General features: G+C 54.2%; 17 protein-coding genes and 6 tRNA genes. 8 read left to right on the top strand and 15 right to left on the bottom strand.

Annotated elements, in window-relative coordinates; genetic code table 11:
* Window positions 1-83 precede the first annotated feature (83 nt).
* Window positions 84-389 (top strand): c-type cytochrome, encoded by a 306-nt coding sequence (locus QEP12_RS02040; RefSeq protein ID WP_174863396.1) that lies wholly within the window; start codon window positions 84-86, stop codon window positions 387-389.
* Between the two features lie 298 nt (window positions 390-687).
* On the opposite strand, the gene QEP12_RS02035 is transcribed toward QEP12_RS02040, so the two are convergent.
* Together QEP12_RS02035 and acs are read right to left on the bottom strand one after the other, a co-directional pair.
* Entirely contained in the window at window positions 688-1,203 is a 516-nt protein-coding gene (locus QEP12_RS02035; protein WP_174863395.1) for a LapA family protein, read from the bottom strand.
* A 261-nt stretch (window positions 1,204-1,464) separates the two neighbouring features.
* Window positions 1,465-3,465 carry an acetate--CoA ligase gene (gene acs / locus QEP12_RS02030; protein WP_284213209.1) on the bottom strand — a complete coding sequence of 667 codons (2,001 nt, stop codon included), beginning with the start codon at window positions 3,463-3,465 and terminating at the stop codon, window positions 1,465-1,467.
* Window positions 3,466-3,722: 257 nt separating this feature from the next.
* On the opposite strand from acs, the gene QEP12_RS02025 reads away from it, so the two are divergent.
* From QEP12_RS02025 to QEP12_RS01995, 7 genes are all read left to right on the top strand, one after another.
* A complete protein-coding gene (locus QEP12_RS02025) occupies window positions 3,723-4,292 on the top strand; it encodes a TIGR00645 family protein (protein ID WP_257469230.1) in 570 nt (189 codons plus the stop codon).
* A gap of 529 nt (window positions 4,293-4,821) precedes the next feature.
* Window positions 4,822-6,156, top strand: coding sequence for a glycine betaine/L-proline ABC transporter ATP-binding protein ProV (proV, locus tag QEP12_RS02020; RefSeq protein WP_284213208.1), 1,335 nt, complete (start codon window positions 4,822-4,824; stop codon window positions 6,154-6,156).
* Window positions 6,153-7,256, top strand: a complete 1,104-nt coding sequence (gene proW, locus QEP12_RS02015) for a glycine betaine/L-proline ABC transporter permease ProW (RefSeq protein ID WP_174863444.1) — start codon at window positions 6,153-6,155, stop codon at window positions 7,254-7,256. Before proV ends, proW begins: the two co-directional genes overlap by 4 nt.
* Before the next feature lie 74 nt (window positions 7,257-7,330).
* Window positions 7,331-8,344: a glycine betaine/L-proline ABC transporter substrate-binding protein ProX gene (gene proX, locus QEP12_RS02010; RefSeq protein WP_284213207.1), complete on the top strand. Its 1,014-nt coding sequence runs from the start codon at window positions 7,331-7,333 to the stop codon at window positions 8,342-8,344.
* Window positions 8,345-8,435: 91 nt separating this feature from the next.
* Window positions 8,436-9,518 carry a glycine betaine/L-proline ABC transporter substrate-binding protein ProX gene (gene proX, locus QEP12_RS02005; protein ID WP_284213206.1) on the top strand — a complete coding sequence of 361 codons (1,083 nt, stop codon included), beginning with the start codon at window positions 8,436-8,438 and terminating at the stop codon, window positions 9,516-9,518.
* 193 nt (window positions 9,519-9,711) lie between these two features.
* Entirely contained in the window at window positions 9,712-10,413 is a 702-nt protein-coding gene (locus tag QEP12_RS02000) for a DUF3334 family protein (protein WP_284213205.1), read from the top strand.
* Between the two features lie 199 nt (window positions 10,414-10,612).
* A complete protein-coding gene (locus QEP12_RS01995) occupies window positions 10,613-12,859 on the top strand; it encodes a sensor domain-containing protein (protein WP_174863440.1) in 2,247 nt (748 codons plus the stop codon).
* 233 nt (window positions 12,860-13,092) lie between these two features.
* Here the strand turns inward: QEP12_RS01995 and QEP12_RS01990 are convergent, their stop codons facing one another.
* The 13 genes from QEP12_RS01990 to QEP12_RS01930 form a co-directional block, all read right to left on the bottom strand.
* A complete protein-coding gene (locus tag QEP12_RS01990; protein ID WP_174863439.1) occupies window positions 13,093-13,719 on the bottom strand; it encodes a DUF6806 family protein in 627 nt (208 codons plus the stop codon).
* A 162-nt stretch (window positions 13,720-13,881) separates the two neighbouring features.
* Window positions 13,882-13,970 (bottom strand) — tRNA-Leu (locus QEP12_RS01985).
* Between the two features lie 118 nt (window positions 13,971-14,088).
* Window positions 14,089-14,164 (bottom strand) — tRNA-Gly (locus QEP12_RS01980).
* 4 nt (window positions 14,165-14,168) lie between these two features.
* A tRNA-Cys gene (locus QEP12_RS01975) sits at window positions 14,169-14,242 on the bottom strand.
* Between the two features lie 28 nt (window positions 14,243-14,270).
* Window positions 14,271-14,346, bottom strand: a tRNA-Gly gene (locus tag QEP12_RS01970).
* Window positions 14,347-14,403: 57 nt separating this feature from the next.
* Window positions 14,404-14,479: transfer RNA gene (locus QEP12_RS01965), tRNA-Gly, on the bottom strand.
* Between the two features lie 108 nt (window positions 14,480-14,587).
* A complete protein-coding gene (lon, locus tag QEP12_RS01960) occupies window positions 14,588-17,032 on the bottom strand; it encodes an endopeptidase La (RefSeq protein ID WP_284213204.1) in 2,445 nt (814 codons plus the stop codon).
* An 89-nt stretch (window positions 17,033-17,121) separates the two neighbouring features.
* Window positions 17,122-18,384 (bottom strand): ATP-dependent Clp protease ATP-binding subunit ClpX, encoded by a 1,263-nt coding sequence (gene clpX, locus QEP12_RS01955; RefSeq protein WP_174863437.1) that lies wholly within the window; start codon window positions 18,382-18,384, stop codon window positions 17,122-17,124.
* Window positions 18,385-18,490: 106 nt separating this feature from the next.
* Window positions 18,491-19,099 (bottom strand): ATP-dependent Clp endopeptidase proteolytic subunit ClpP, encoded by a 609-nt coding sequence (clpP, locus tag QEP12_RS01950; protein WP_174863438.1) that lies wholly within the window; start codon window positions 19,097-19,099, stop codon window positions 18,491-18,493.
* A gap of 153 nt (window positions 19,100-19,252) precedes the next feature.
* Window positions 19,253-20,563 carry a trigger factor gene (gene tig, locus QEP12_RS01945; RefSeq protein ID WP_174863436.1) on the bottom strand — a complete coding sequence of 437 codons (1,311 nt, stop codon included), beginning with the start codon at window positions 20,561-20,563 and terminating at the stop codon, window positions 19,253-19,255.
* A gap of 86 nt (window positions 20,564-20,649) precedes the next feature.
* Window positions 20,650-20,736: transfer RNA gene (locus tag QEP12_RS01940), tRNA-Leu, on the bottom strand.
* A gap of 96 nt (window positions 20,737-20,832) precedes the next feature.
* Window positions 20,833-24,015: an efflux RND transporter permease subunit gene (locus QEP12_RS01935; protein WP_219162254.1), complete on the bottom strand. Its 3,183-nt coding sequence runs from the start codon at window positions 24,013-24,015 to the stop codon at window positions 20,833-20,835.
* 15 nt (window positions 24,016-24,030) lie between these two features.
* Window positions 24,031-25,020, bottom strand: a complete 990-nt coding sequence (locus QEP12_RS01930; RefSeq protein WP_219162255.1) for an efflux RND transporter periplasmic adaptor subunit — start codon at window positions 25,018-25,020, stop codon at window positions 24,031-24,033.
* Between the last annotated feature and the right edge of the window lie 18 nt (window positions 25,021-25,038).

Below are 25,038 nucleotides of genomic sequence, written 5' to 3'. Positions count from 1 at the left end.
AGCTTCGCTGGTGCTAACCGCCTGTTTAAGACACGTCGCTCTACAATGGTTCAAACCATCCCCTGATAGAGGAAAGTGTAACGATGAAGCGTTCTTTGATCACCCTTGCTTTGACACTGAGCGTGGCTGCCCCCGCGCTGGCCGACCAGGCGTTGGCAACATCGAAAAACTGCATGGCTTGCCACGCTGTCGAAAAGAAATTGGTGGGGCCCTCATTCAAAGACGTGGCCAACCGCTACGCCAACCAAAGCGACGCCAAGGCCAAATTGGCCAGCAAAATCGTCAAAGGCGGCAGCGGCGTGTGGGGCCCCGTGCCCATGCCCGCGAACAACCAGGTGAGTGAAGCCGATGCCCAAAAACTGGCGGCCTGGGTACTGAGCTTGAAGTAAGCACCGCGTCGCCCCTCCAAAAAGTAGCCACCTTCGGGTGGCTTTTTGTTGGGCTGTGGAATGCGTTGCTCTGGTGGGGCCACCCCACCCTGTATTTTTTGATAGCTGCCCGCGCTTATCCAATCGAGGATAAAGATACTTTTGTGTCTAAAAACCTGAAAATACAAGCGCCACCAGCTATCTTTTTCGCCCTACGCGTAGCCAGCCATGCTGCACACCGCGCTCTGTGCACAAGACGGCATGTGCGCGTGATAAACGCCCTGCCACACCCTCGTAGGACAGCAGCAGGGAACCCTCTTTAAAACTGCGTGTTGCGCGGCGTGACGTCCAGCGGATCGCCGCTGGGCACAGCGGACGCTGCATGCGACCTGGCCCGCAACTGCTGCTCCAGCTGCCCCACATAAGCGGCGGTGGAGTTATCGCTCTCCTGCGCGCGGGCCTGCAGGTGTGACTCCAGCACATCCAGGCGCTCAAGCAGCTTGCGCTCTTCCTCTCTGTGCAGATTTTCGATGGCAATGCGCAGCTCCGTAAAACGCGATGCCTCTGCCTTGTCTGCCAGCTCACGCTGCGCAGCCATCTCCTTGGCATGTGCGCGCGCCTCCAGCAGCCATGCGCCTTGCATGGCAATTACATACGCAACAAACACCACGGCCATCAAAGCCGTCAGTGCCAGCAAGATCAGCCCCAAGGGAGCATCTATCGTTGTGATCCCCAACGACATGGGAACCGTCTGCGCTAGGTAGGGGAAGTTAAAAAAGCCCAACACCCCAATCAAAACAATGATGAGTACCAGCAGTGCGATGCGTGATTTCATGCCTATTTCCTTTGCTCTGTATTTGCTCTGTATGCGCTGGTTTGTACCTCAATACCACCCACAGCCAAGCCAGTGTGTAACGCTTTCATGGCTGGCTTGGTTTCCTACAGCACAAGAAAAAGCCACCCGAAGGTGGCTTGAACTTCATGCAACGCGATGCGGCGTTGGGAATTCCACGGCGCTTGGCCCAGCACCCCAAACATCTGCCCAAGGTTGAGGCGGAGACTGAGCAAGTGCCGTCACCGCGCCATTTCGCATGGATTAATGGGTTTTGCCCAACTGCTCCAGGATGGCGGGGTTTTCCAGCGTGGAGGTGTCTTGGGTGATGGCCTCGCCCTTGGCAATCGAGCGCAGCAAGCGGCGCATGATCTTGCCGCTGCGCGTTTTTGGCAGGTTCTCACCAAAGCGAATGTCCTTGGGCTTGGCAATCGGGCCAATTTCCTTGGCCACCCAGTTGCGCAGCTCATTGGCAAGCGCCTTGGCTTCCTCAGGGTCGCTTGGCAGCGGGCGCTTGAGCACAACAAACGCACAAATCGCCTCGCCCGTCAGATCGTCAGGGCGGCCTACCACGGCAGCCTCAGCGACCAGATCGGTTTTGCTCACCAAAGCGGACTCAATTTCCATGGTGCCCATACGGTGGCCAGAGACGTTGAGCACATCGTCAATGCGTCCCGTAATGCGGAAGTAGCCACGGTCTTCGCTGCGCACAGCACCATCGCCCGCCAGATAGGTCTTGCCGCCCAGCTCTTCCGGGAAATAGCTCTTTTTGAAACGCTCAGGGTCGCCCCAGATATTGCGAATCATGCTGGGCCATGGGCGCTTGACCACCAGCATGCCGCCCGCGCCATTGGGCATATCGTTGCCGGTTTCGTCAACGATGGCAGCCATGATGCCTGGCAAAGGCAAGGTGCACGAGCCAGGCACCAAGGGCGTGGCACCGGGCAGCGGAGTGATCATGTGGCCACCGTTTTCGGTCTGCCAGAAGGTATCCACAATCGGGCAACGCTCTGCACCCACATTGCGGTAGTACCACATCCACGCCTCGGGGTTGATTGGCTCACCCACACTGCCCAAGATACGCAAGCTGGACAAATTCCAGTTCTTGGGGTGCACCTTCTCGTCGGTTTCCGAGGCCTTGATCAAAGAGCGAATCGCTGTCGGCGCTGTGTAGAAAACGGTGCAGCCGTGGCGCTCAATCATTTCCCAGAAACGCCCTGCGTGCGGGAACGTAGGCACGCCTTCAAAGACGATTTGCGTGGCACCTGCGGCCAACGGGCCATAAGCCACGTAGGTGTGACCAGTGATCCAGCCAATGTCTGCGGTGCACCAAAACACATCGGAGGGCTGCATGTCAAACGTCCACTCCACCGTCTGTTTGGCCCACAGCATGTAGCCACCAGTGGAATGCTGCACGCCCTTGGGCTTGCCAGTTGAGCCACTGGTGTAGAGGATGAACAACGGATGCTCCGCTTCCACCGCTACGGGCGGGCACTCGGTGCTCTGCCCGGCCAGCAGTTCTGCAAAGCTCATGTCACGGCCTGCCACCTTGCTGTACGCAGAAGCGGTGCGCTCATACACAAAGACATGCTTCACGCCTTCGCAGCCGCCCATTTGCAGGGCATCGTCCACAATCGCTTTCAGTGGCAGCTCTTTGCCACCGCGCATCTGGAAGTTGGCCGTAATCACTGCAGTAGCGCCCACATCCACAATCCGCTCTTGCACCGCCTTGGCGGAAAAACCACCAAACACCACCGAGTGCGTAGCACCGATACGGGCGCATGCCTGCATGGCCACCACGCCTTCGATCGTCATGGGCATGTAGATGAGTACGCGGTCACCCTTTTTCACCCCTTGCGCTTTCAAGCCATTGGCAAACTGCGCCACACGCTCCAGCAGCTCACGGTAGCTGACCTTGGTGACTTGCCCATCGTCAGCCTCAAAAATGATGGCCGTCTTGTGCTCTGTCGCCGTGCCCATGTGCTTGTCCAGGCAGTTGGCACTGGCGTTGAGCTCTCCGTCGGCAAACCAGCGGTAAAACGGGGCATTGCTTTCATCCAGCACCTGGGTGAAAGGCTTGCTCCAGACCACGTTTTCACGCGCCAAGCGGGCCCAGTAGCCCTCATAGTCTTTTTCTGCCTCTGCGCACAGGGCTTCATAACCGGCCATGCCCGAGACACGGGCTGCTTTTTGAATCGCCTCTGAGGGGGGAAACACTCTGTTTTCCACCAACACAGATTCAATGGCTGAAGTAGGTGCATTCATGGCTTTGTCTCCTTGCTCTTTAGGGGTAGTAGTTTGCGAGCAAATGTCGGCGCCGGCACTTACATACCACTGACTCCCTATGGTTTAAACCTGAGGAAAATGAAAGACTTATCAAGGGTTAACCATGAGTCACTGCCTCTACAATGCGCGCCCTGCTTCGTTTCTGCGCAGCTTTATTTCAACGTCTTCGCATTGCATTTATGGCTCACCCTGACCCTATCCACGAGTCGACAGCCCCAGCCCACACACCCTCTCCTATGCGCCCTCTTCCCAGTCTCATTTTTGCCAGCCGCTGGCTGCAACTGCCTCTGTACCTTGGCCTGATTGCCGCCCAGGGCGTTTACGTCTGGCATTTCTTGCTGGAGTTGTGGCACTTGATTGAAGCTGCGTTTGGCAGCCAAGAAGCCCTGCAGCTGCTCGTGAACAATATTGGTTACAAGCCCGATGCGCCGCTTACCAGTTTGAATGAAACGGTGATCATGCTGGTCGTGCTGGCACTGATTGATGTGGTCATGATCTCTAATTTGCTGATCATGGTGATCGTGGGAGGGTACGAAACCTTTGTGAGCCGCTTGGGCCTTGACACCCACCCGGACCAGCCTGAATGGCTGGATCACGTCAATGCCTCGGTGCTCAAAGTGAAGCTGGGCCTATCGATCATTGGTATCAGCTCTATCCACCTGCTCAAAACCTTCATCAACGCCGCCAACTACGACATCAAAGTCTTGATGTGGCAAACCATCATCCACGTGGTGTTCTTGCTGAGCGCTTTGGCGATTGCCTATACCGACAAGCTGATTCACAGCCAGCACTCCGACGCACACTGAAGAATCCCTCTTCAACCCAGAAGCCCGGCCGATGCCGGGTTTTTTTATTTTTTACACCGTTTTACCGACACCTGACTGCACGATGCCAGCGAATGCAGTAGAAAAGCCCCAAAAGTGCAGATTTACTATTGACAGCCATATACCCAATAGTTAGAATAAACAACTTATTAACAACCTGCCATGCAGGTAATCCATGTTTTTTCAACATGGATTAACCCGGTGTCAGCACTGCACTTGCAGACAGCTGCCACCACAGCGCCGGATTTCTGGCACTGATGCACGGACACTTTGGATCATGTCTCGCATACCTTCTGGCGTGTGCGTTGCCTCTGCCCTCGCTTGCGGCCCTTGCGCACCACTACGCTGCCATTCGGGCCCGGTCTCTAACCCTTCATTGCGGCTTGCTCTATGCAACGCCGGTGCATCGGTGACCACGACATTCGGCTTCGCGTGTAGGCCGTCCAAGCCCAGCTTGTGACGCGGCTGCACTGTGTGTAACCCCCAAGAACAAATCAAGGGAGGACAACCAGTGGCCAAACAAATTCGCATCGAACACGTCTTCAAGGTCTTTGGCGATCAGCCAAAGCAGGCCTTGGACCTGGTGCGCCAAGGGCTTTCCAAGCAACAAATCCTCGAACGCACCGGCCAATCGATTGGCGTGTTCGATGCCAACTTCACCATTGAAGCGGGCGAAATCTTCGTCGTCATGGGCCTGTCGGGCTCAGGCAAATCCACCCTCGTGCGCATGCTCAATCGCTTGATTGAGCCAACCAGCGGCCGCATCGTGGTCGACGGGCAGGACATCAATGCCTTGAGCGACAAAGACTTGCGCGCCTTGCGCCGCAAAGATATCTCCATGGTGTTTCAGTCGTTTGCACTGATGCCGCATATGACGGTGCTGGACAACACCGCATTCGGCTTAGAGATGGCGGGCGTGGACAAAGCGGCCCGTCAGCAAGCCGCGCAAGAGGCGCTGGAGCAAGTCGGCCTTGGTGCATGGGGAGGCAGCTACCCCGATGAGTTGTCCGGCGGCATGCAACAGCGCGTAGGCTTGGCCCGTGCGCTGGCTTCAGACCCGGCGATCTTGCTGATGGACGAGGCTTTTTCAGCGCTAGACCCCATCATTCGCACCGAGATGCAGTCGGAGTTGCTGCGTCTGCAAGAAACCAAACGCCGCACCATCGTCTTCATCTCGCACGATCTGGACGAAGCCATGCGCATTGGTGACCGCATTGCCATCATGAAAGATGGCCAGGTGATCCAGGTAGGCACGCCCGATGAAATCTTGCGCAGTCCTGCCAACGACTACGTACGCAGCTTTATCAAGGGCGTCGATGCGGCCGCAGTGTTCAAGGCCTGCGACATTACTCGCCAGGCGCTGACCATCATCTCTGAGCACAACGACCGTGGCTGCCGCGCTGCGCTGCGTTTGATTGAAGACTCGGACCGTGACCATGCTTACGTGCTCAATGCCCGCCAACGTCTGCTGGGCGTGGTGTCGGCCCAGTCGCTGCGTGATGCGCTACACGGGCACGAAGGCATGCTGGGCCTCAAGCATGCTTTCATCGACAACGTGACACCAATTGATGCCAGCACCCCCGTGGCCGACTTGTTTGGCCCCATGGCGACTGCGCCGTGCCCGCTGCCCGTACTGGGCGAAGACCGCAAGTTTTTGGGCATCATCAGTCGCACCACCATGCTGCGCTTTTTGGACCGTGACACCCCTCCTGTGCCACCACCACAGCAGGTGCAGCCTCCCGTCACACTCAACCCCTTGTTCCCCACTGGTGAAGCCGATTCGCCGTCCATGCTGCAAGAGCACTCGGACAGCGCTACCCGCCAACCACAAGGAGAACAACAATGAGTGAAACGACAACAACGACCGATCCTTGGAGCAGCAGCACCGCAGCAGCGAGTGCGGATCCCTGGAGTGCCGCTAGCGCCCCGGCAGAAGCTGCCAGCGATCCCTGGGGAGCCTCCGGAACCAGCCCCGACGCCGCCGGAGGCGGGGACTGGCTCAGTGCTCCCATCGATGCCACGCCAGATGCACCGCTGAGCTGGTGGGCACAAATTCAAACGGATGGCCTGCCACTTGAAGCCTGGATCAACCAAGGTCTGGGCTGGGTGGTCGAGAACTTCCGCCCCTTCTTTCAGGCGGTACGCACGCCGATTGATGCCACCTTGTCGGGCGTAGAACAGGCCATGCTGGCATTGCCATGGCCTGTGTTGACCGCCTTGGTTGCGCTGCTTGCCTGGCAGTTTGCAGGCCGTGGCCTGGCGATTGGTACCGCGTTATCGCTGATCGCCGTGGCAGCCCTGGGCATTTGGCCAGAAGCCATGGTGACTTTGTCGCTGGTGCTGACTTCACTGGTGTTCTGTATTGTGATTGGCCTGCCACTGGGGATTTTGATTGCCTCCAGTGACCGTGCCCAGCGCTGGACCCGTCCCATCTTGGACGCTATGCAAACCACCCCGGCCTTTGTGTACCTGGTGCCTGTGGTGATGCTGTTCGGCATCGGGAATGTGCCCGGGGTCATTGTCACCATCATCTTTGCATTGCCACCGCTGGTGCGCCTGACCAATCTGGGCATTCGCCAAGTGCGCCCTGATTTGATTGAGGCCAGCCGCGCCTATGGCGCCTCGCCCTGGCAACTGCTGTGGAAGGTGCAACTGCCCTTGGCCATGCCCAACATCATGGCGGGCATCAACCAGGCGCTGATGTTGTCGCTGTCCATGGTGGTGATCGCCTCCATGATCGCCGTGGGCGGTCTGGGCCAGATGGTGCTGCGCGGTATTGGCCGCCTGGACATGGGTCTGGCCACCGTAGGCGGCCTGGGCATTGTGCTGCTGGCCATTGTGCTGGATCGCATCACCCAGGCCATGGGTCAAGCCCAGCGCGGTGGTGAACGCTGGTGGCACCGCGGCCCTCTGGGTTTGCTACTCAAACCTCGCAAGCAATCTTAATTTAATAGCTTCTAGCGCTTATTCAATAAGCGCTAGAGGCCGATTTGACTATTTTTTTAACCAGGAGGACGACGATGACCGCAATCACCCGCACCCTGGCCGCTGTGGCCGCAAGCACCCTCGCGCTGACGTGTTTCAGCGTCAGCGCCAATGAACTGCCCGGCAAAGGCGTCAAGGTTTATCCGCTCAAAAGCTCGATCGCTGAAGAGACCTTCCAGACCCTGCTGGTCATGAAGGCCTTGGAACAGCTGGGCTACGACGTACAGCCCATCAAAGAAGTCGAGTACCCCACGGCCCACCTGGCGATTGGCAACGGCGACGCCACCTTCATCGCATCGCACTGGAATCCCCTACACGCGGATTACTACAAGAACGCAGGTGGTGATGCCAAACTCTACCGCCAAGGCGTGTACTCAGACAACGCTGCACAGGGCTACCTGATCGACAAGAAGACTGCCGAAGCACACAACATCACCAATATTGCGCAGTTGCAAGACCCCAAGATCGCCAAACTGTTTGATACCGACGGTGACGGCAAGGCCGATATGACGGGCTGCAACCCCGGCTGGGGCTGCGAAGCCATGATTGAACACCACCTGGATGCCTACAAGCTGCGCAACACCGTCACCCACCAGCAAGGTACCTACTCGGCCCTGATTGCCGACACCATCACCCGCTACAAATCGGGCAAGCCCGTGCTGTACTACACATGGACACCTTACTGGGTGAGCAATGAACTCAAGCCAGGCAAGGACGTGGTGTGGCTGGAGGTTCCTTTTTCATCCTCGCCGGGTGCACAAAAGGGTGTCGACACCAAGTTGCCCAACGGCAAAAACTATGGCTTTGTGGTGAACAAGCAGCACATCTTGGCCAACAAAGCATGGACTGACCAAAACCCTGCCGCTGCCAAGCTGTTTGCCATCATGCAACTGCCCGTTTCGGACATCAATGCACAGAACTACATGATGAGCCAAGGCCAAGGCAAAGCTGCAGACATTGAGCGCCATGTGAACGGCTGGATCAAAGCCCACCAAAAGACTTTTGACAGCTGGATCCAGCAAGCCCTGGCTGCTGCCAAGAAATCCTGATTTCGCAACGATGCACCACGGCATCCGCTCCGGCGGGCGCCGTTTTTTTATAGGGCTTTGGCCCACTGTTCTACAAGGAGAACCCCCAAGGATGACCAAGACTTTGCAAACCATGACCCCTCGCCCACTCACCGCCCGCAACCACCAAAAACGCCAGTGGTTACTGGGTGCCACTGCAGCGGCCACACTCAGCCTGCTGCACCCTGCTGCATGGGCGACAGGTCAGAGTTTGCCAAGCAACGCGCTACCAGGGCAAGGCGTGACCGTGCAGCCCCTGAAAAGCGCGTTGGCCGAAGAGAGCTTTCAAACCCTGCTGGTCATGAAAGCCTTGGAACAGTTGGGCTACACGGTCAAGCCCTGGGAGGAGCTGGACTATCCCTTGATACATATCGCCATAGCCAATGGTGAAGCGACATTCATGGCCAACCACTGGAACCCGCACCATGCCGAGTTCTACCTGCGCGCAGGCGGTGATGCCAAACTCTCGCGCAAAGGGGTCTACGCGGCAGGAGCGGTTCAGGGTTACATGATCGACAAAAAAACCGCCGATGCCCACGGCATCACGCACCTGGATCAGCTGAAAGACCCCCAACTGGCGCAATTGTTTGATGCCAGCGGAGATGGCAAAGCCGACCTGATTGGTCCCAATGCTGGCTGGGGTGGCGAGGCCGTGGTGGCCCACCAAATCAGCGCATTCGGTTTGCAAAACACCGTGAATTACACCCAAGGCAATTACCCAGCCCTGATTGCCGACACCTTGGCGCGCTTTAAAGCCGGAAAACCCGTGCTGTACTACGCTTGGACCCCTTACTGGCTCAGCAATGTGCTGCGCCCGGGGCACGAAGTCGTGTGGCTGCAGGTACCGTCCTCATCAATGCCGGGTGTGCAAGCCAATACCGATACCCAGCTTCCTAACGGCAAGAATTACGGCTTCCCGCTGAACAACCAGTACATCGTTGCCAACAAAACGTGGGCGGCGCAACACCCCGCCGCAGCCAAGCTGTTTGAGGTGATGCAGATTCCGCTGAACGACATCAGCCAGCAAAACCGGCTGCTCCACGATGGTCAGAATAAGCCCGCCGATATTGAGCGCCATGTAAACGGATGGATCAAAGCCCACCAAACCACATTCGATGCGTGGCTCATCCAAGCGCGCGCTGCGGCCACTCGCTAAACGCAACGCGCTTTCATCTGACGATGGGATTTGCAGGAGGCCTAGCCCTCCTGTTTTTGCGTTTGCAGGGCAGCCACCCTGACCCAGGTCACGCCATGTGCAACAGCAGCACCCAGGCAGCAGATGATCTGTGCCTGTACACCGAAAGCACCCATAATCGGAGACATTCTGTTTCTTTTTACGACTGCCCTCCATGAGTGACAAAGCCCCCCACACTGTCCAAGGCACCGACGACCTGCTGGTCAGCCTCTGCAACTCTGTCACCCGCGTACTTAACGTAGCCAGCACCTGCAACGTGCAGTACTCTGGCATGGTTCAACGTATCAAGAAAACATACCTCAAGCCTGATATCGGTTGCTTCGTTTTGTTTGATGGCGGTTTTTCTGGCTTGGTCATCATCAATTTTTCAGCCGCTTCGGCCATGGAGCTTTATCGCAGCTACCTGCTCAACATGGGCATGTCGGAAAGCGATCTGGCCAGCTCCCATACGTCTGATGAAGTCAGCAATGTGATGGGCGAGTTGATGAACCAGGTGGTGGGCGACTTCACCGGAAAAATCCGCCGCGAATTGCAAACTCACATCACACAAAACCAACCCAAAATGCTGGTGCTCAACAAACAGGTGCAACTGAGCGTCGACGCCAACTTGGACAACCCAGAAGCACGCCGCGTCACCTTCTACACCGCCAGCAATAACATTTTTTACTTGGAGTTGGCGGTGGACAGCACCGAGTTCATTAAGCTGCACGACTTTGATGCCAATGAGGTGGTGGACCCGGATGCCATCATCGCCCAAGCGGCCCCCAATCACGCATCCCCCGATACCGCAGCCGTCTCGCAGCAAACAACTGCCGACAGTGAGACAGAAGCACTGCTGAAATCTCTAGGCATGTAATCCATCGCTGTATGGAAGTGCCTTTTGCTAAAGGCTTTGACATGGCTTGATGACTCACACGCCACACATTGCGGCTGTTCAAGCAGTGTTTGCAGCCACGCAATATCGCACCCATTGAGCGGTCAATAATTCACACACTCGCTATCGAGGCCCATAGGGGATCTTCGACGCGCTTCACATTCTTCTGCATTGCACTGCCATGTCACTGCCCCCTGGAACCGCAGAGCAAGAGCTCTCGCTTGCAGCTGCTCACGTCGATCTTGAACGTCTGCTACGCGAACAACAAGCGTTGTTAAACAGTGCGGGCGTTGGAATTGCCTTCATCAGAAACCGGGCAGTGGTGCGTTGCAACCCTCACTTTGCAAAGATTTTTGGTTTTTCTAGCCACGAACAAATTGCTGGCATTCGCAGTGCAAGCTTGCACCCTTCGCGCGAAGAATTTAAAGCTTTAGGCCGCGCCGCCTATCCCAGCATGGTGCAAGGCAAAACATTCAAAACAGAGCGCCGTATGCGCCGTCGCAGCGGCCATCTTTTCTGGGCCAGCCTAAGCGGGCATTTGATCAATCCCGACACACCTCTGGATGGCGCTATCTGGATCATCGACGACATCGATGAGCAGCGGCGCCGTAAAGCGTTGCTGTCCAACGCTTTACGTGAAAAGCAGTTGCTGTTTGAAACTGCTGCCGTAGGTATCGCCTATTTCAAACAAGGCACGCTGACTCGCTGCAATCCCCACCTTGGAAACATGTTGGGCTTTGAGCCAGAAAGTCTTTTGGCGCTCACCAACATTCCGGTATCCATCGCCTACGGCACGTCACCTTTGAGTGTGCTGGCACAAATCAGCATGGGAAGCACAGGCAACTTCGAGGGAGAAATTACGCTGCGGCACCGCCAGGGCCATAACATTGAGTGTGAAGCACGCAGTCGCTGGGTAGATCCTTTGGATCGCACTCAGGGAGAAGTGTGGATATTGATGGATATTACGGAGCGCAAGCATATTCAGTCCATGCTCACCAAGGCACAAGCTGAACTGGAGCGCCAAGTTTCTGAACGCACCAATCAGCTTAGTGAAACGATTCAGACCCTGCACCAAGAAGTGGAGGATCGAAAGCGCGTACAAGAGCGCATCCATTGGATGGCCCATTACGACCCGCTGACAGGCTTGCCTAACCGTACTTTTTTAGCCGAACGCAGCAAAGAGGCGATTGCTCAAGCCCGCACCAATCAAACGCCGCTCGCTGTCATTTTTTTAGACTTAGACCGTTTCAAGCACGTCAATGACTCTCTGGGCCATCAGGTCGGAGATGAATTGCTGCAAGAAATTGCCAAGCGTTTGCGGGCGGTAGTGCGCGAAAAAGACACCGTGGCGCGCCTGGGAGGAGATGAATTCGTTCTTCTTTTACCCGGTGCCAATGCACAAGGTGCAGCGCGCGTTGCAGGCAAATTGCAAGAAGCATCCCTGCGGCCCTACCAAATTGGTCACCACGAACTGAGTATGGCGCCATCTATGGGCATCGCTTTATTCCCCCAGGATGGTGAAAACATTGAAAGCCTTACCCAGTCTGCAGACGTGGCCATGTACCACGCCAAACTTGATGGCCGCAATACCTATCGTTTTTTTACTCCGCAGATGCATGCCAAATCAGTACGTGCACTGCAGCTTGAAAATGCCATGCGCCGCGCTTTAGAGCGCAATGAATTCACTCTGCACTATCAACCGCAAATTTGTTTGCACACTGGAGAGATTCGCAGCGTTGAAGCGCTGCTGCGCTGGAACCAACCTGAGCTAGGGCAGATCTCTCCCGCAGAATTTATCCCCGTTGCCGAAGACAGCGGCCAGATTTTGCAAATTGGGGAATGGGTGCTACGCAAAGCAATTACCCAGCTACAAACCTGGCACCAAGAAGGCTTCCAAAAGCTTAAAGTGGCAGTCAACCTTTCGGCCATTCAATTTCACCAGCCTCAGCTTCCTGAGCTGATTGGCCGCATTCTTTTGGAATCTGAAATTTCCCCCAATGCCTTGGAGTTGGAGCTTACGGAAGGGGTGGCAATCAACGACCCCAAGGCCGCTACGCTGACTATGGATGCACTGAGAGAAAGTGGCATCTGGCTATCGATTGATGATTTTGGAACAGGCTATTCCTCACTCAGCCAGCTCAAGCGCTTTCAAATTTACAAACTCAAAATCGATCAGTCGTTCATTCGCGACTTGGATCATGACAGCAACGACCGTGCGATTGTCAATGCCATTATTCGTATGGCCCAAGCATTAGGCATACAAACTACCGCAGAAGGCGTTGAAACCCAAGCACAACTTGATTTTTTGCGCGACCAAGGCTGCGATGAAGCGCAAGGCTATTGGTTCAGCAAACCAGTCAGCGCAGAACAAATTAGTGCGCTGCTGGCCTCCTACAAGCCATGGCTACCCAGTGCATCGCCCAAATAAAAAGGATGACGGGCACGCCAAATCCTTGCACCGCCAGCATCTAAGCGCGTCAAATAAACACGCACCCCAAACAGTGGCTGGCAATGGTCGCATAGCTCTACTTTTCAGAGTAATGGTTTAAGGGGGGATTACCGATAAGCCTTAAGACAGGGCCACACAATCACCGTCACAATCCATGCCCCTAATAAAAAGCCCGGCTAACAAGCCAGGCCAAAAAACAAATATCTAGTCAGTCAATGCAAGTGGCGCGGCCGATGGCCGCTTCCGCCTCTGGAGCCACTGCCTCCACCACTGGGAGGCAACTTACCAATCTCCAGAGAACTTAAAAGACTGTCAAAGCGCTGCATAAACAACTTGTCAATCTCAGAAACCACCCCTACCAATTCAGAAGCCTCAAAGTGACGCTCCATCATCTGGATCACATCTTGCACCAGCATATCGCGCTGAACCTTCATGATGGCAGCAGGATTAGGACCCACAAACAACATCACGAAATCATCTCGCGCTTCCTGAGAACGGTCGCCATCCTCTTCGTCGAACTCCGCATCATAGAAAGTGACTTCAATGGCTGCACCTTCTTCAGCGAGCTCATTGAGCCCCATGCAGACGTCATCTAATGCTTGGCGAAAATCCTGATCGCCAGACACCGTCCAACAGATCTGCAGCGTGCGTTCTTTGGCGTTGAACTGGATACCAGGCTCCTCTTCATATGCACTGGCAGCACCGGCCGCTAAAGAGCGTGCTCCGGCGTAAGCCCATAAAGGTTGCAGAGCGTCTTGCAACTGCTCAAAGGTCACATCAGCGCGCAACAGCACTTGGCCGTGAACGTGAATTTCAAAAGGAGCGTTGTAACTAGACATTGTTTTCTTTGGTTAAAGATCGCAGCAAAGAGCTTCGTACAAGCATATTCGTGCCCATTCTGACACGCATCTTGAATTGCCGACTTCGGTGTGCCAGAACATCTAACGAACCAAGTGTCTTCCGAAATAAAAAAAGCTTCTCAAAAGAAGCTTATTGAAATTTGGTGCCTCGGGCCGGAATCGAACCGGCACGCCTGTTTATAGGCGGCAGATTTTAAGTCTGATGTGTCTACCAATTTCACCACCGAGGCTGCAACCCTGATCATCAGGCTGCCAAGTTAGTGAGCATAACCTAATTTATATAGAGAAATTCTATCCACTAACTTAGCCACCTCATGAAAAAGGGAAGCATAAGCTTCCCTTTTTATTTGGAGCGGGAAATCGGGTTCGAACCGACGACCTATACCTTGGCAAGGTATCGCTCTACCAACTGAGCTATTCCCGCATTTTGGAGGCGCGATCCGGAGTCGAACCGGACTAGACGGATTTGCAATCCGTTGCATAACCGCTTTGCTATCGCGCCAATCCAAGGAGCTTTGCAGCACCTAAACTGGAGCGGGAAATCGGGTTCGAACCGACGACCTATACCTTGGCAAGGTATCGCTCTACCAACTGAGCTATTCCCGCTTGCGCTTCCAATTTCTTGGAAACCCTGGAACTTATCAAAACAAGCTCCAGAAAACCTGGAGCGGGAAATCGGGTTCGAACCGACGACCTATACCTTGGCAAGGTATCGCTCTACCAACTGAGCTATTCCCGCTTATCTAACGAAGCCTTAGATTCTATAACAGAAATCAAGCAGCGTTGCGATAGAGTGAATTGTAGCGCAATTTTTTGACACTTCAGAAAATCGCGCTACAAATTTTCATCAATGCTTCACCGCACGTGTTTTCTTTACCGCCGTTTTAGCAGCAGCCGCTTTCACAGCTACAGAGGGAGATGCAACCACAGCAACATCATCCAAAGCAACTGGCATACGCTCCAACGCGATCTTCAAAACTTCGTCAATCCACCGCACAGGAACAATCTCAAGATCCGTTTTGACATTCACGGGGATATCTTGCAAATCTTTCACATTTTCCTGCGGGATCAACACCGTTTTGATGCCACCTCTCAATGCGGCAAGCAGCTTCTCCTTGAGCCCACCGATGGCGGTCACCTCTCCTCGCAAGGTAATTTCACCAGTCATAGCCACATCTGCACGCACAGGAATCCCCGTCAGCGCAGACACGAAGGCAGTTGTCATCGCGGCACCTGCACTTGGCCCATCCTTAGGCGTCGCACCATCAGGGACGTGAACGTGGATGTCACGCTTTTCAAAAGCCACATCTTCAATACCTAGGGCATGAGCACGACTGCGCACTACAGTGCGGGCAGCCTCTACCGACTCTTTCATTACATCGCCCAAAGAACCGGTGCGCAAAATATTACCCTTGCCAGGCATCGTGGCGGCTTCAATGGTCAACAAGTCACCACCGACCTCCGTCCACGCCAAGCCTACCACCTGCCCCACTTGGTTTTGCTGCTCAGCACGTCCATATGTGAACTTGCGAACACCCAGGTAATCAGCCAAATTGGCAGCCTCAACGATGACCTTGGGTTTGAGCGACTTCAGTTGCAAGCCCTTGACAACCTTGCGGCAGATTTTCGACAGCTCACGCTCCAAAGAACGCACACCCGCTTCACGTGTGTAGTAACGCACGATGTCCTGCAGCGCATCATCATTCACCTCTAGCTCACCCTCTTTCAAACCATTGTTGGTGATTTGCTTAGGCAGCAGATAGCGTTTGGCAATATTGACCTTCTCGTCTTCGGTATAGCCCGACAAACGAATTACCTCCATCCGATCCAACAGCGCTGAAGGAATATTCATGGAGTTCGAGGTCGCAATAAACATGACATCACTCAAGTCAAAGTCGACTTCAACATAGTGATCAGCAAAAGCGTTGTTTTGCTCAGGATCCAGGACTTCCAACAAAGCGCTGGAAGGGTCGCCCCTGAAATCCATGCCCAGCTTGTCGATTTCATCCAATAAGAACAAAGGGTTGCGTGTCCCTGCCTTCTCCAAGCTTTGCAAAACCTTACCCGGCATAGCTCCGATATAAGTGCGTCGATGTCCGCGGATTTCAGCCTCATCGCGCATCCCACCCAAAGCCATACGCACATACTTGCGGCCAGTGGCTTTGGCAATCGACTGACCCAATGAGGTTTTACCCACGCCAGGCGGACCAACCAAACACAAAATAGGCGCCTTTACTTTGTCTACGCGTTGCTGCACAGCAAGGTATTCCAAGATGCGATCTTTAACTTTCTCTAGGCCAAAGTGATCTGCATTCAGTACCTCTTCCGCATAGTTCAAATCATGTTTGATCTTGGTTTTTTTGCTCCAAGGCAGCGCGGTTAGCACATCAATATAGTTACGCACCACTGTCGCCTCTGCCGACATAGGAGACATTAGCTTGAGCTTCTTCAGCTCGGCCTCAGCCTTCTTGCGCGCCGCCAAAGGCATCTTGGCTGCCTTGATCTTTTTCTCTATCTCTTCAAGATCTGCGCCTTCTTCACCTTCACCCAATTCTTTTTGAATGGCCTTGACTTGCTCATTCAAATAAAAATCGCGCTGACTCTTCTCCATTTGGCGCTTGACACGGCCACGAATTTTTTTATCTACGTTGAGAATGTCGACTTCACGCTCAAGCTGCTCAAATAAATTCTCCAGTCGCAGCTTGACATCGGAGAGATTCAAGACAATTTGCTTCTGATCCAACTTCAACGGCAAATGGGCTGCAATGGTGTCCGCCAAACGGCCGCCGTCATCAATCCCGGCGATAGACGTCAAGATTTCTGATGGAATTTTCTTATTGAGCTTGACGTATTGATCAAACTGCTGCGATACAGCCCTGCGCAAAGCTTCAATTTCACTCGCTTGCTTACCAGAGGGTGCGGGGGTAGGGATTTCTTCACAGCGCGCTACGAAGTGCGTTTCTTTATCTTCGACTTGTAGCAGCTTTGCACGCCCCTGCCCCTCTACCAAAACCTTTACAGTTCCATCAGGGAGCTTCAACATTTGCAAAATGGTGGAGACGCTTCCCACCTCAAACAAGTCATCCACAGATGGCTCATCTTTAGAGGCAGTTTTCTGAGCCACCAACATGATGCGGCGATCCGCCTCCATCGCTAGCTCCAGCGCCTTGATGCTTTTCACACGCCCTACAAACAGTGGGATCACCATGTGCGGAAACACCACCACATCGCGCAAAGGCAGCAACGGCAGCTCAACACCTGCCGCAGGATCTATTTTTTTTGGTTCCGACATAGAACTCCTTCGCAACCCAAGCACCCATCGAGTGCTTGAACTCATTAACTCTTACGCTGCAAGCACTACAAATAGCAACTGCAAGCAACTTATGCCTTTTTGGCAGTCTCTCGATAGACCAACAGCGGCGCCTTACCCTCATCGATTGTGGTCTCATCCACGACCACTTTTTCAACATTTTCCAGGTTGGGTAAATCAAACATCGTGGACAGCAATGACTGCTCCAAGATGGAACGCAAGCCACGCGCACCGGTTTTGCGCTTGATTGCCTTACGGGCAATGGCATTGAGTGCGGACGATCGCACCTCCAACTCAACACCTTCCATAGCAAACAACTTGCTGTATTGCTTTACCAAGGCATTCTTAGGCTCCGTCAAGATGCGCACCAATGCGTCTTCACTAAGTTCTGTCAACGCCGTCACAACAGGCATACGGCCAATCAGCTCCGGGATGATCCCGAACTTGATGAGATCTTCAGGTTCAATATCACTGAATAGTTCGGTCAAAGAACGGTTGGCCTTGCTACGAACTGCAGCCCCAAAACCGATCCCTGATGCCTCGGTACGGTTTTCAATCACCTTCTCTAGACCCTGGAATGCACCACCACAAATAAACAAGATGTTGGTGGTATCGACCTGCAAAAAGTCTTGGTTAGGGTGTTTGCGCCCACCTTGTGGGGGAACACTGGCCATCGTGCCTTCAATCAGTTTCAGCAACGCCTGCTGCACCCCCTCACCAGACACATCTCGTGTGATACTGGGGTTGTCCGATTTACGAGAAATTTTGTCGATCTCGTCGATGTACACAATGCCTCGCTGTGCGCGCTCGACGTTGTATTCGCAGCTTTGCAGCAATTTTTGAACGATGTTTTCTACATCCTCACCAACATAGCCTGCTTCTGTCAGCGTGGTAGCGTCTGCCATCACAAAGGGCACATCCAATTGACGCGCCAAAGTTTGCGCCAAAAGCGTTTTGCCAGAGCCTGTTGGCCCAATCAGCAAAATATTACTTTTGGACAACTCAACATCGTCCTTTACAGCTTTGTCCTTGTGATTTAGACGCTTGTAATGGTTGTAAACAGCAACAGCTAAAGTGCGCTTGGCCTGCTCCTGATCAATCACGTAGTTATCAAGGTTGGCCTTAATTTCAGAAGGCGTAGGCAGATCACCGCGCGCCTCACGCGCACTGTTGTCAGGAACTTCATCGCGAATAATTTCATTGCACAAATCAATGCACTCATCACAGATGAAGACGGACGGCCCAGCAATCAACTTTTTGACCTCGTGCTGACTCTTGCCGCAGAAGGTGCAATAAAGATTTTTTTCGCTGGTTGTGCCTTTTTTCTCGGCCATGGGGGCTACGCCTTGTTTACGTCAATAAGAGAGAAGGATGATAGCAATGAAAAAACGGCGCTACCCGAAGGGGAAAGCGCCGCTTGCTGCTGATCAGCGCTAAGTATTAGGCGCGTTTTTCAAGAACGCTATCGACCAAACCATAGTCTTTAGCTTCTTGCGCAGACAGGAAATAGTCACGCTCTGTGTCATGCTGAATTCTTTCCAACGGCTGACCAGTGCGCTCTGCCAGAATTTTGTTCAAACGCTCACGCGTCTTCAGAATTTCACGGGCATGAATTTCAATTTCTGTAGCCTGTCCACGCGCACCACCCAAAGGCTGGTGAATCATGACTTGCGAATTAGGCAGCGCAAAACGCTTACCCTTTGCGCCAGCTGACAACAGGAAAGCTCCCATACTGGCAGCCATACCACAACACAAGGTGGAGACATCTGGCTTGATGAAGTTCATGGTGTCAAAAATAGCCATGCCTGCTGTCACACTGCCACCTGGAGAATTGATGTAGAACGAAATATCCTTCTCAGGATTTTCACTCTCCAAGAAAAGCAACTGAGCCACTACCAAGTTGGCAGTTTGGTCATTGACCTCACCAACCAAAAAAATTACGCGCTCTTTGAGCAAGCGGGAATAGATGTCGTAGGAACGTTCGCCACGTCCCGACTGCTCAACCACCATAGGCACCATGCCCAAGCCTTGCATATCCAATGCGCTCATGTTTTCTCCAAACGGGGAACAGAACAAATACTGTAACCAAGAAATGAAATGGGGCTTGTGCTGCAAAGCACAAGCCCCGGATCAAGAACTTTTTTGCCCAACCGCGTAATCAACAATAGAAAACAAGCGGTTAGCTATGTTCAAGGGTGCCTGTTAGGCCTGACCCATCAGTTCTTCGAACGACACAGCCTTGTCGCTCACCTTAGCCTTGCCCAGAACAAATTCAGTGACGTTATTCTCAATCACAACAGCTTCCACCTCAGCCAAACGCTGGCGGTCACCGAAGTACCAACGCACGACCTCTTCAGGCTTTTCATAAGAAGCCGCCAACTCATCCACATGCGCCTTCAACTGCTCAGGCGTAGCTTCCAGCTTGTTAGCCTTGACCAACTCAGCAACCACCAAGCCCAAGCGTACACGGCGCTCTGCCTGAGGCAAGAAGATATCTTCAGGGATTTCCGCCTTGTCAGCATCTTTAATGCCACGCTGCTTCAGATCAGCGCGTGCACTTTCCATCAAGCGAGCAACTTCAGCTTGCACCGATGCCTTAGGCAGATCCAACTCAGCCACAGAAACCAACGCATCCATCACAGCTTGCTTGTTACGAGCCTGCAGACGGAACTTCACTTCACGCTCCAGGTTCTTCTTGATGTCAGCGCGCAAGGCTTCAACAGAACCGTCAGCAATACCCAAAGACTTCACCAAAGCTTCATTCACTTCAGGCAAATTAGCAGCCTCTACCTTGGTCAAAGTCACCAAGAAATCAGCGGTCTTTCCAGCAACATCCTTGCCGTGGTAATCCTCGGGGAAAGCCAAGGGGAAAGTCTTGGACTCACCAGCCTTCATGCCACGCACAGCATCCTCAAATTCCTTGAGCATCTGACCTTCGCCAACCAAAAATTGAAAGCCTTCAGCCTTACCGCCTGCGAAAGTTTCACCGTCGATCTTGCCTTCAAAATCCACAGTTACGCGGTCACCGTCCACTGCAGCTTCAGCAGCAGCACGCTGCGCAAAAGTACGGCGCTGCTTGCGCAGAATGTCCAACGTCTTCTCAATGGCGGAATCGTCCACTTCAGCAGTCAGCTTTTCCACTTCAGCAGCGGCCAGATCACCAATCTTCACTTCAGGGAATACTTCGAAAACAGCTTCGAAATCAGCATTTCCTTCAGCAGCACCTTCTTTTTCAGAAATACGAGGTTGACCGGCTACACGCAGACCTGCTTCTTGGACAGCCTTTGCGAACTCTTCACCCACCTTGTCGTTCAGCACTTCGTACTGCACCGAATAGCCATAACGCTGCGCAACAACGTTCATTGGCACTTTGCCTGGACGGAAACCGTCCATCTTCACAGTGCGCGCAACCTTCTTCAGGCGAGCTTCGACTTCGGTCTGGATTGCAGCAAGAGGCAAGCTCAGCGTGATTTTGCGCTCAAGCTTTTCAAGAGTTTCAACTGTAACGGCCATGGTGATTCCTAATTCTGGGGAAATAGTGGACTGTGCCGACTGCAGTCCACAGCCTGCACCGTATTCCGCATAGTCTCACTGGAATGTGGTGCGCGGGGCGGGACTCGAACCCGCACAGTGTTGCCACCGTCAGGACCTAAACCTGGTGCGTCTACCAATTTCGCCACCCGCGCGGTTTTGATAACTACAGGCTAGAACAAACCCACCTGCGTCATAGGTCAATCGGCAATTTTAACCTCGAAAATATCCTTCCCGCACATTCTCTGTCATCATTTTTCTTCTGCGTATTCCAGTTCAGGACGTTTCACACGGAAACATGCGGCATACATGGCAGGCAATGCAAACAAGGTCAGTACCGTAGCCACAATCAACCCTCCCATAATGGCCACGGCCATTGGCCCCCAGAAGACACTGCGCGACAAAGGAATCATGGCCAGCACGGCTGCAGCCGCAGTCAACACGATCGGGCGTAGCCGCCGCACTGCAGCTTCGACAATCGCATCCCAAGCTGCTACGCCACGCGCTCTATCTGACTCAATTTGGTCAATCAAAATCACTGAGTTGCGCTGAATCATGCCCATCAACGCGATGACACCCAGGAGCGCGACAAAACCAAACGGACGATTGAGCAGCAACAACGCTGCAGCAACACCGGCAATCCCCAAAGGCCCCGTCATAAAAACCAGCAGTGCACGACTAAAACTGTGCAGCTGCAGCATGAGCAAGGTAAACACCAAAAATAGCATCACCGGGATACCCGCAGCAATAGACATTGCACCTTTGGCACTTTCCTCCACGGCACCTGCCGCCACAATCCGATAGTCCGCCCAACCCTGCTCACGCCATTGCGCTTGCAGCCTGTCCATTTCGGGCTTCAAAGCCTGCGTCAAGGTCGCGCCTTGCAAACCCGCGCGTACATCGCCCTGCACCGTAATCGCGTACGTGCGCGCATCGCGCCACAGCACCCCCGGCTCCCAACCCAGCACAGGCGTCGCAATTTGCGCCAAAGGAATAGATTTGCCTGACGCAGTAGGCACATAGGCCCCAGCCAAGTCAGCAATCGCATCACGCTCACTCAGAGGCTGGCGCAGCACGATGTTGATCAGCTTGTCGCCCTCGCGAAATTGCCCAATCGTTGTGCCTGTCCACATCGTTTGCGTAGCTTGCGCAATCGACTGACTACTCACACCCAAAGCCCGCGCTTTTTCCTGATCAATCTGCAAGCGCATGACTTTGACAGACTCATTCCAGTTGTCATTCACACCCCTCATGTCTGGATGCTGTTTCATGAGCGCCTTGACCTGATCGGCCAATACGCGCAGCTGCGTTGCATCCGGGCCAATCACCCGAAACTGCACAGGGAAAGGTACAGGCGGCCCACTGGGCAGCAGCTTGGTGCGTGAACGCACCTCAGGAAACGCTTGCGCCAACTCCGCAGGCAGCGTTTTCATCAACTGATCTCGCACCTGCAAGCTCTCTGTCATCAGAATAAATTGCGAGACATTACTCTGCGGAAACACCTGATCCAAAGGCAAATAAAAGCGCGGCACCCCTGAACCGACCCACACGGTCACCGCATCTACCCCCGCTTGCGCTTGCAAATGCGTTTCCATCTGGCGCACCAATTGCTCGTTACCCGCAAACGAAGTGCCTTCCGGGAACCATGCATCCAGCAAAATTTCGGGGCGATTGGAATCTGGGAAAAACTGCTGCTGCACGCGGGTCATACCAAAAATACCGAGGGCAAAAACCAATGCTGTGGCCCCAATCGTGAGCCAGCGATGCTCCACACACCAGTACACAGCTTTGCGAAAACGCTGATAAAAGGCGCTATCGAACACCTCATGGGGATCTGGTGCAAAGCCGGGTGTACTGACCCGTGCCTTGGGTTCCTTCAAGAAAATACTGCCCAAGTAAGGCACAAAATAAACAGAAGCAAACCAGCTGAGGATCAAAGCGATCACCGTCACCGCGAAAATTGCAAACGTGTACTCGCCCGTCATGGACTTGGCCATGCCAATTGGCAAAAAGCCCGCGGCCGTAATCAAGGTTCCCGTCAGCATGGGCTTTGCAGTGATGTCGTAGGCAAACGTGGCTGAGCGCATCTTGTCATAGCCCTCTTCGAGCTTACGCACCATCATCTCCACCGCAATGATGGCATCGTCCACCAACAAGCCCAGCGCAATAATCAACGAGCCCAAGGACACCTTGTGCAACCCAATCCCCCAGTACCACATGGCCAAAAACGTCGCGGCCAATACCAGGGGAATGCTCACTGCCACTACCAACCCGGGCCTAGGGTCGATATACCAGCGGCGCCACCACACCGTGGCATCTGCACGTTTGTGCAAACCCAAGCTGATAAAGCTAACTGCCAGCACCACCACCACGGCTTCCACCAGCACTTTGATAAATTCATTGACGGATTCAGTGACAGCCTTGGGTTGATCCTGAATATTGACCAACTCCATGCCCACAGGAAGCTTCTGGGCAATCTGCGCAACAGCCGCATGCAAAGCCTTACCCAGACCAACGATGTCGCCTCCCTTGCTCATGGAGATACCCAGCGCAATCACTTCGCGGCCGTTATGCCGCACTTTGACGCTCGGCGGATCTTCGTAGCCCCGCGTGACCTCTGCGATATCCCCTAAGCGCAATTGCACGCCAGACGGCGCCATGACTGGCATTGCGCGCACTTGCTCTACCGCATCAAACTGCCCGGCAATACGCACCTGCACCTGCTCTTGCGGCGTTTGAATGACACCAGAGCCTTCTACGGCATTTTGCTGATTCAACTGGTTGACGACCTGATTGATATTCAGGCCCGTTGCTGCCAAACGTTTTTGGGAGAGCTCCACAAAAATTCGTTCGCTCTGCACACCAAACAACTCCACTTTGGCCACATCTTTAACGCGCAACAGCTGCTGGCGCACGTCATCGGCAAAAGTTTTGAGCTCTGCATAGCTATAGCCATCCCCAGAGAGCCCATAAATCACGCCATACACATCGCCAAACTCATCATTAAAAAATGGCCCCTGCACCCCTTGCGGCAAGGTGTTGCGCATATCCCCCACTTTTTTGCGCACCGTATACCAAAGGTCTGCCACATCCTGCGGCCTAGAGTTGTCTCTGAGCTGGAAAATAACCTGCGACTCACCCGGCTTGGAATAGCTGCTGATCTTGTCTGCGTAAGGCACTTCTTGCAGCGTGCGCTCAATCTTGTCCGTGACTTGCTCTGCCACCTGCTGGGCAGACGCGCCCGGCCAATAGGTTCGCACCACCATGGCACGAAAAGTGAAAGGCGGATCCTCATCCTGCCCCAACTGAAAATAGGCTGCCCCACCGAGCAGCAAAATCACCACCATCAAATAGCGCGTCAGCGGAATATGCTGCAGCGCCCAACGCGACAAATTGAAGCCTTCTTTTTCAGGCGCTTGGTTGGATCCACTCATGTGTTTTCTCCAAGCTCAACGCGCTGCATCAGGATGACGAGGCTGGTAGATGCTGACTTTCTGGCCTTCTGTGAGCACATGGGTGCCAGCTGCCACCAACTGCATTCCTTTATCAACCCCGGCCGCAATCACTACATCGTTGCCATCCACCCCAGCAACTTCCACTTTGCGTGCGTGCACGGATGAAGACTGGCGATCAAATACCCACACCATCGATGCGCCTGACTGCTCCCATACCGCCGTGGAAGGCAGCTTGATCAAAGTGTCGTTTACGTGGTCAGCAGACTGCATCGACACATACGCGGTCGCACCCAATGGGGGCTGCACCCCTGCCTGCAACTGAACTTTCACGGTGTACGTGCGTGTTACGGAGTCTGCACTGGCAGCCACCTCCCGCACTGATGCATCCAAAGTCTTGTCCTGCGCCCAAATGCGAACCTGTACCGCTTGCCCAGGTTTTACCCGGCTGCGAACACCTTCAGGCACCGCAATCACCACATCCCGCGCACCATCGTGCGCCAGTTGCACCACCGGCGCGCCCGCTGTCACCACTTGCCCCGGCTCAGCCTGCACTGCAGTGATAACACCAGAGGCATTGGCCACCAAACGCGTATAGCTACTCTGGTTGTTTTGCGCGGAGGCCTGCGCCTGCGCCTGCTCTAACTGGGCTTGTGCAGACTGCAAATTGGCTTTGCGTCTGTCCAGCTCCACGCCGCTGATAAAGCCTTTTTCTTTCAACGCCGAATAACGCTCCCAATCTGCCTGCGCCAAGTCGCGTTGGGTTTTCGCCGCAGCTACCTGCGCCTGCGCAGCCTGCGCAGCCAATGCATAGTCTTGGGCATCCAGCTCTGCCAGCAACTGGCCTTTGCGCACCACGTCGCCCACGTCTACCAGGCGCTGCACCAACTTGCCTGCCACCTGAAAACCCAAACGCGACTCAGTCTGCGCCCGCACCTCCCCGGCATACTCCACCTCGGCAGCGCTGGCGTGGGCGCCTGCTTCCACCAGCTTTACGGCCCGGAT

Origin of the sequence: Comamonas jiangduensis, from assembly GCF_030162955.1 — a bacterium.
GTDB classification, from domain to species: Bacteria; Pseudomonadota; Gammaproteobacteria; order Burkholderiales; family Burkholderiaceae_C; genus Comamonas; species Comamonas jiangduensis.
The sequence above is the reverse complement of the archived record's forward strand: the minus strand, read 5'-3'. Positions and strand labels throughout refer to the sequence as shown.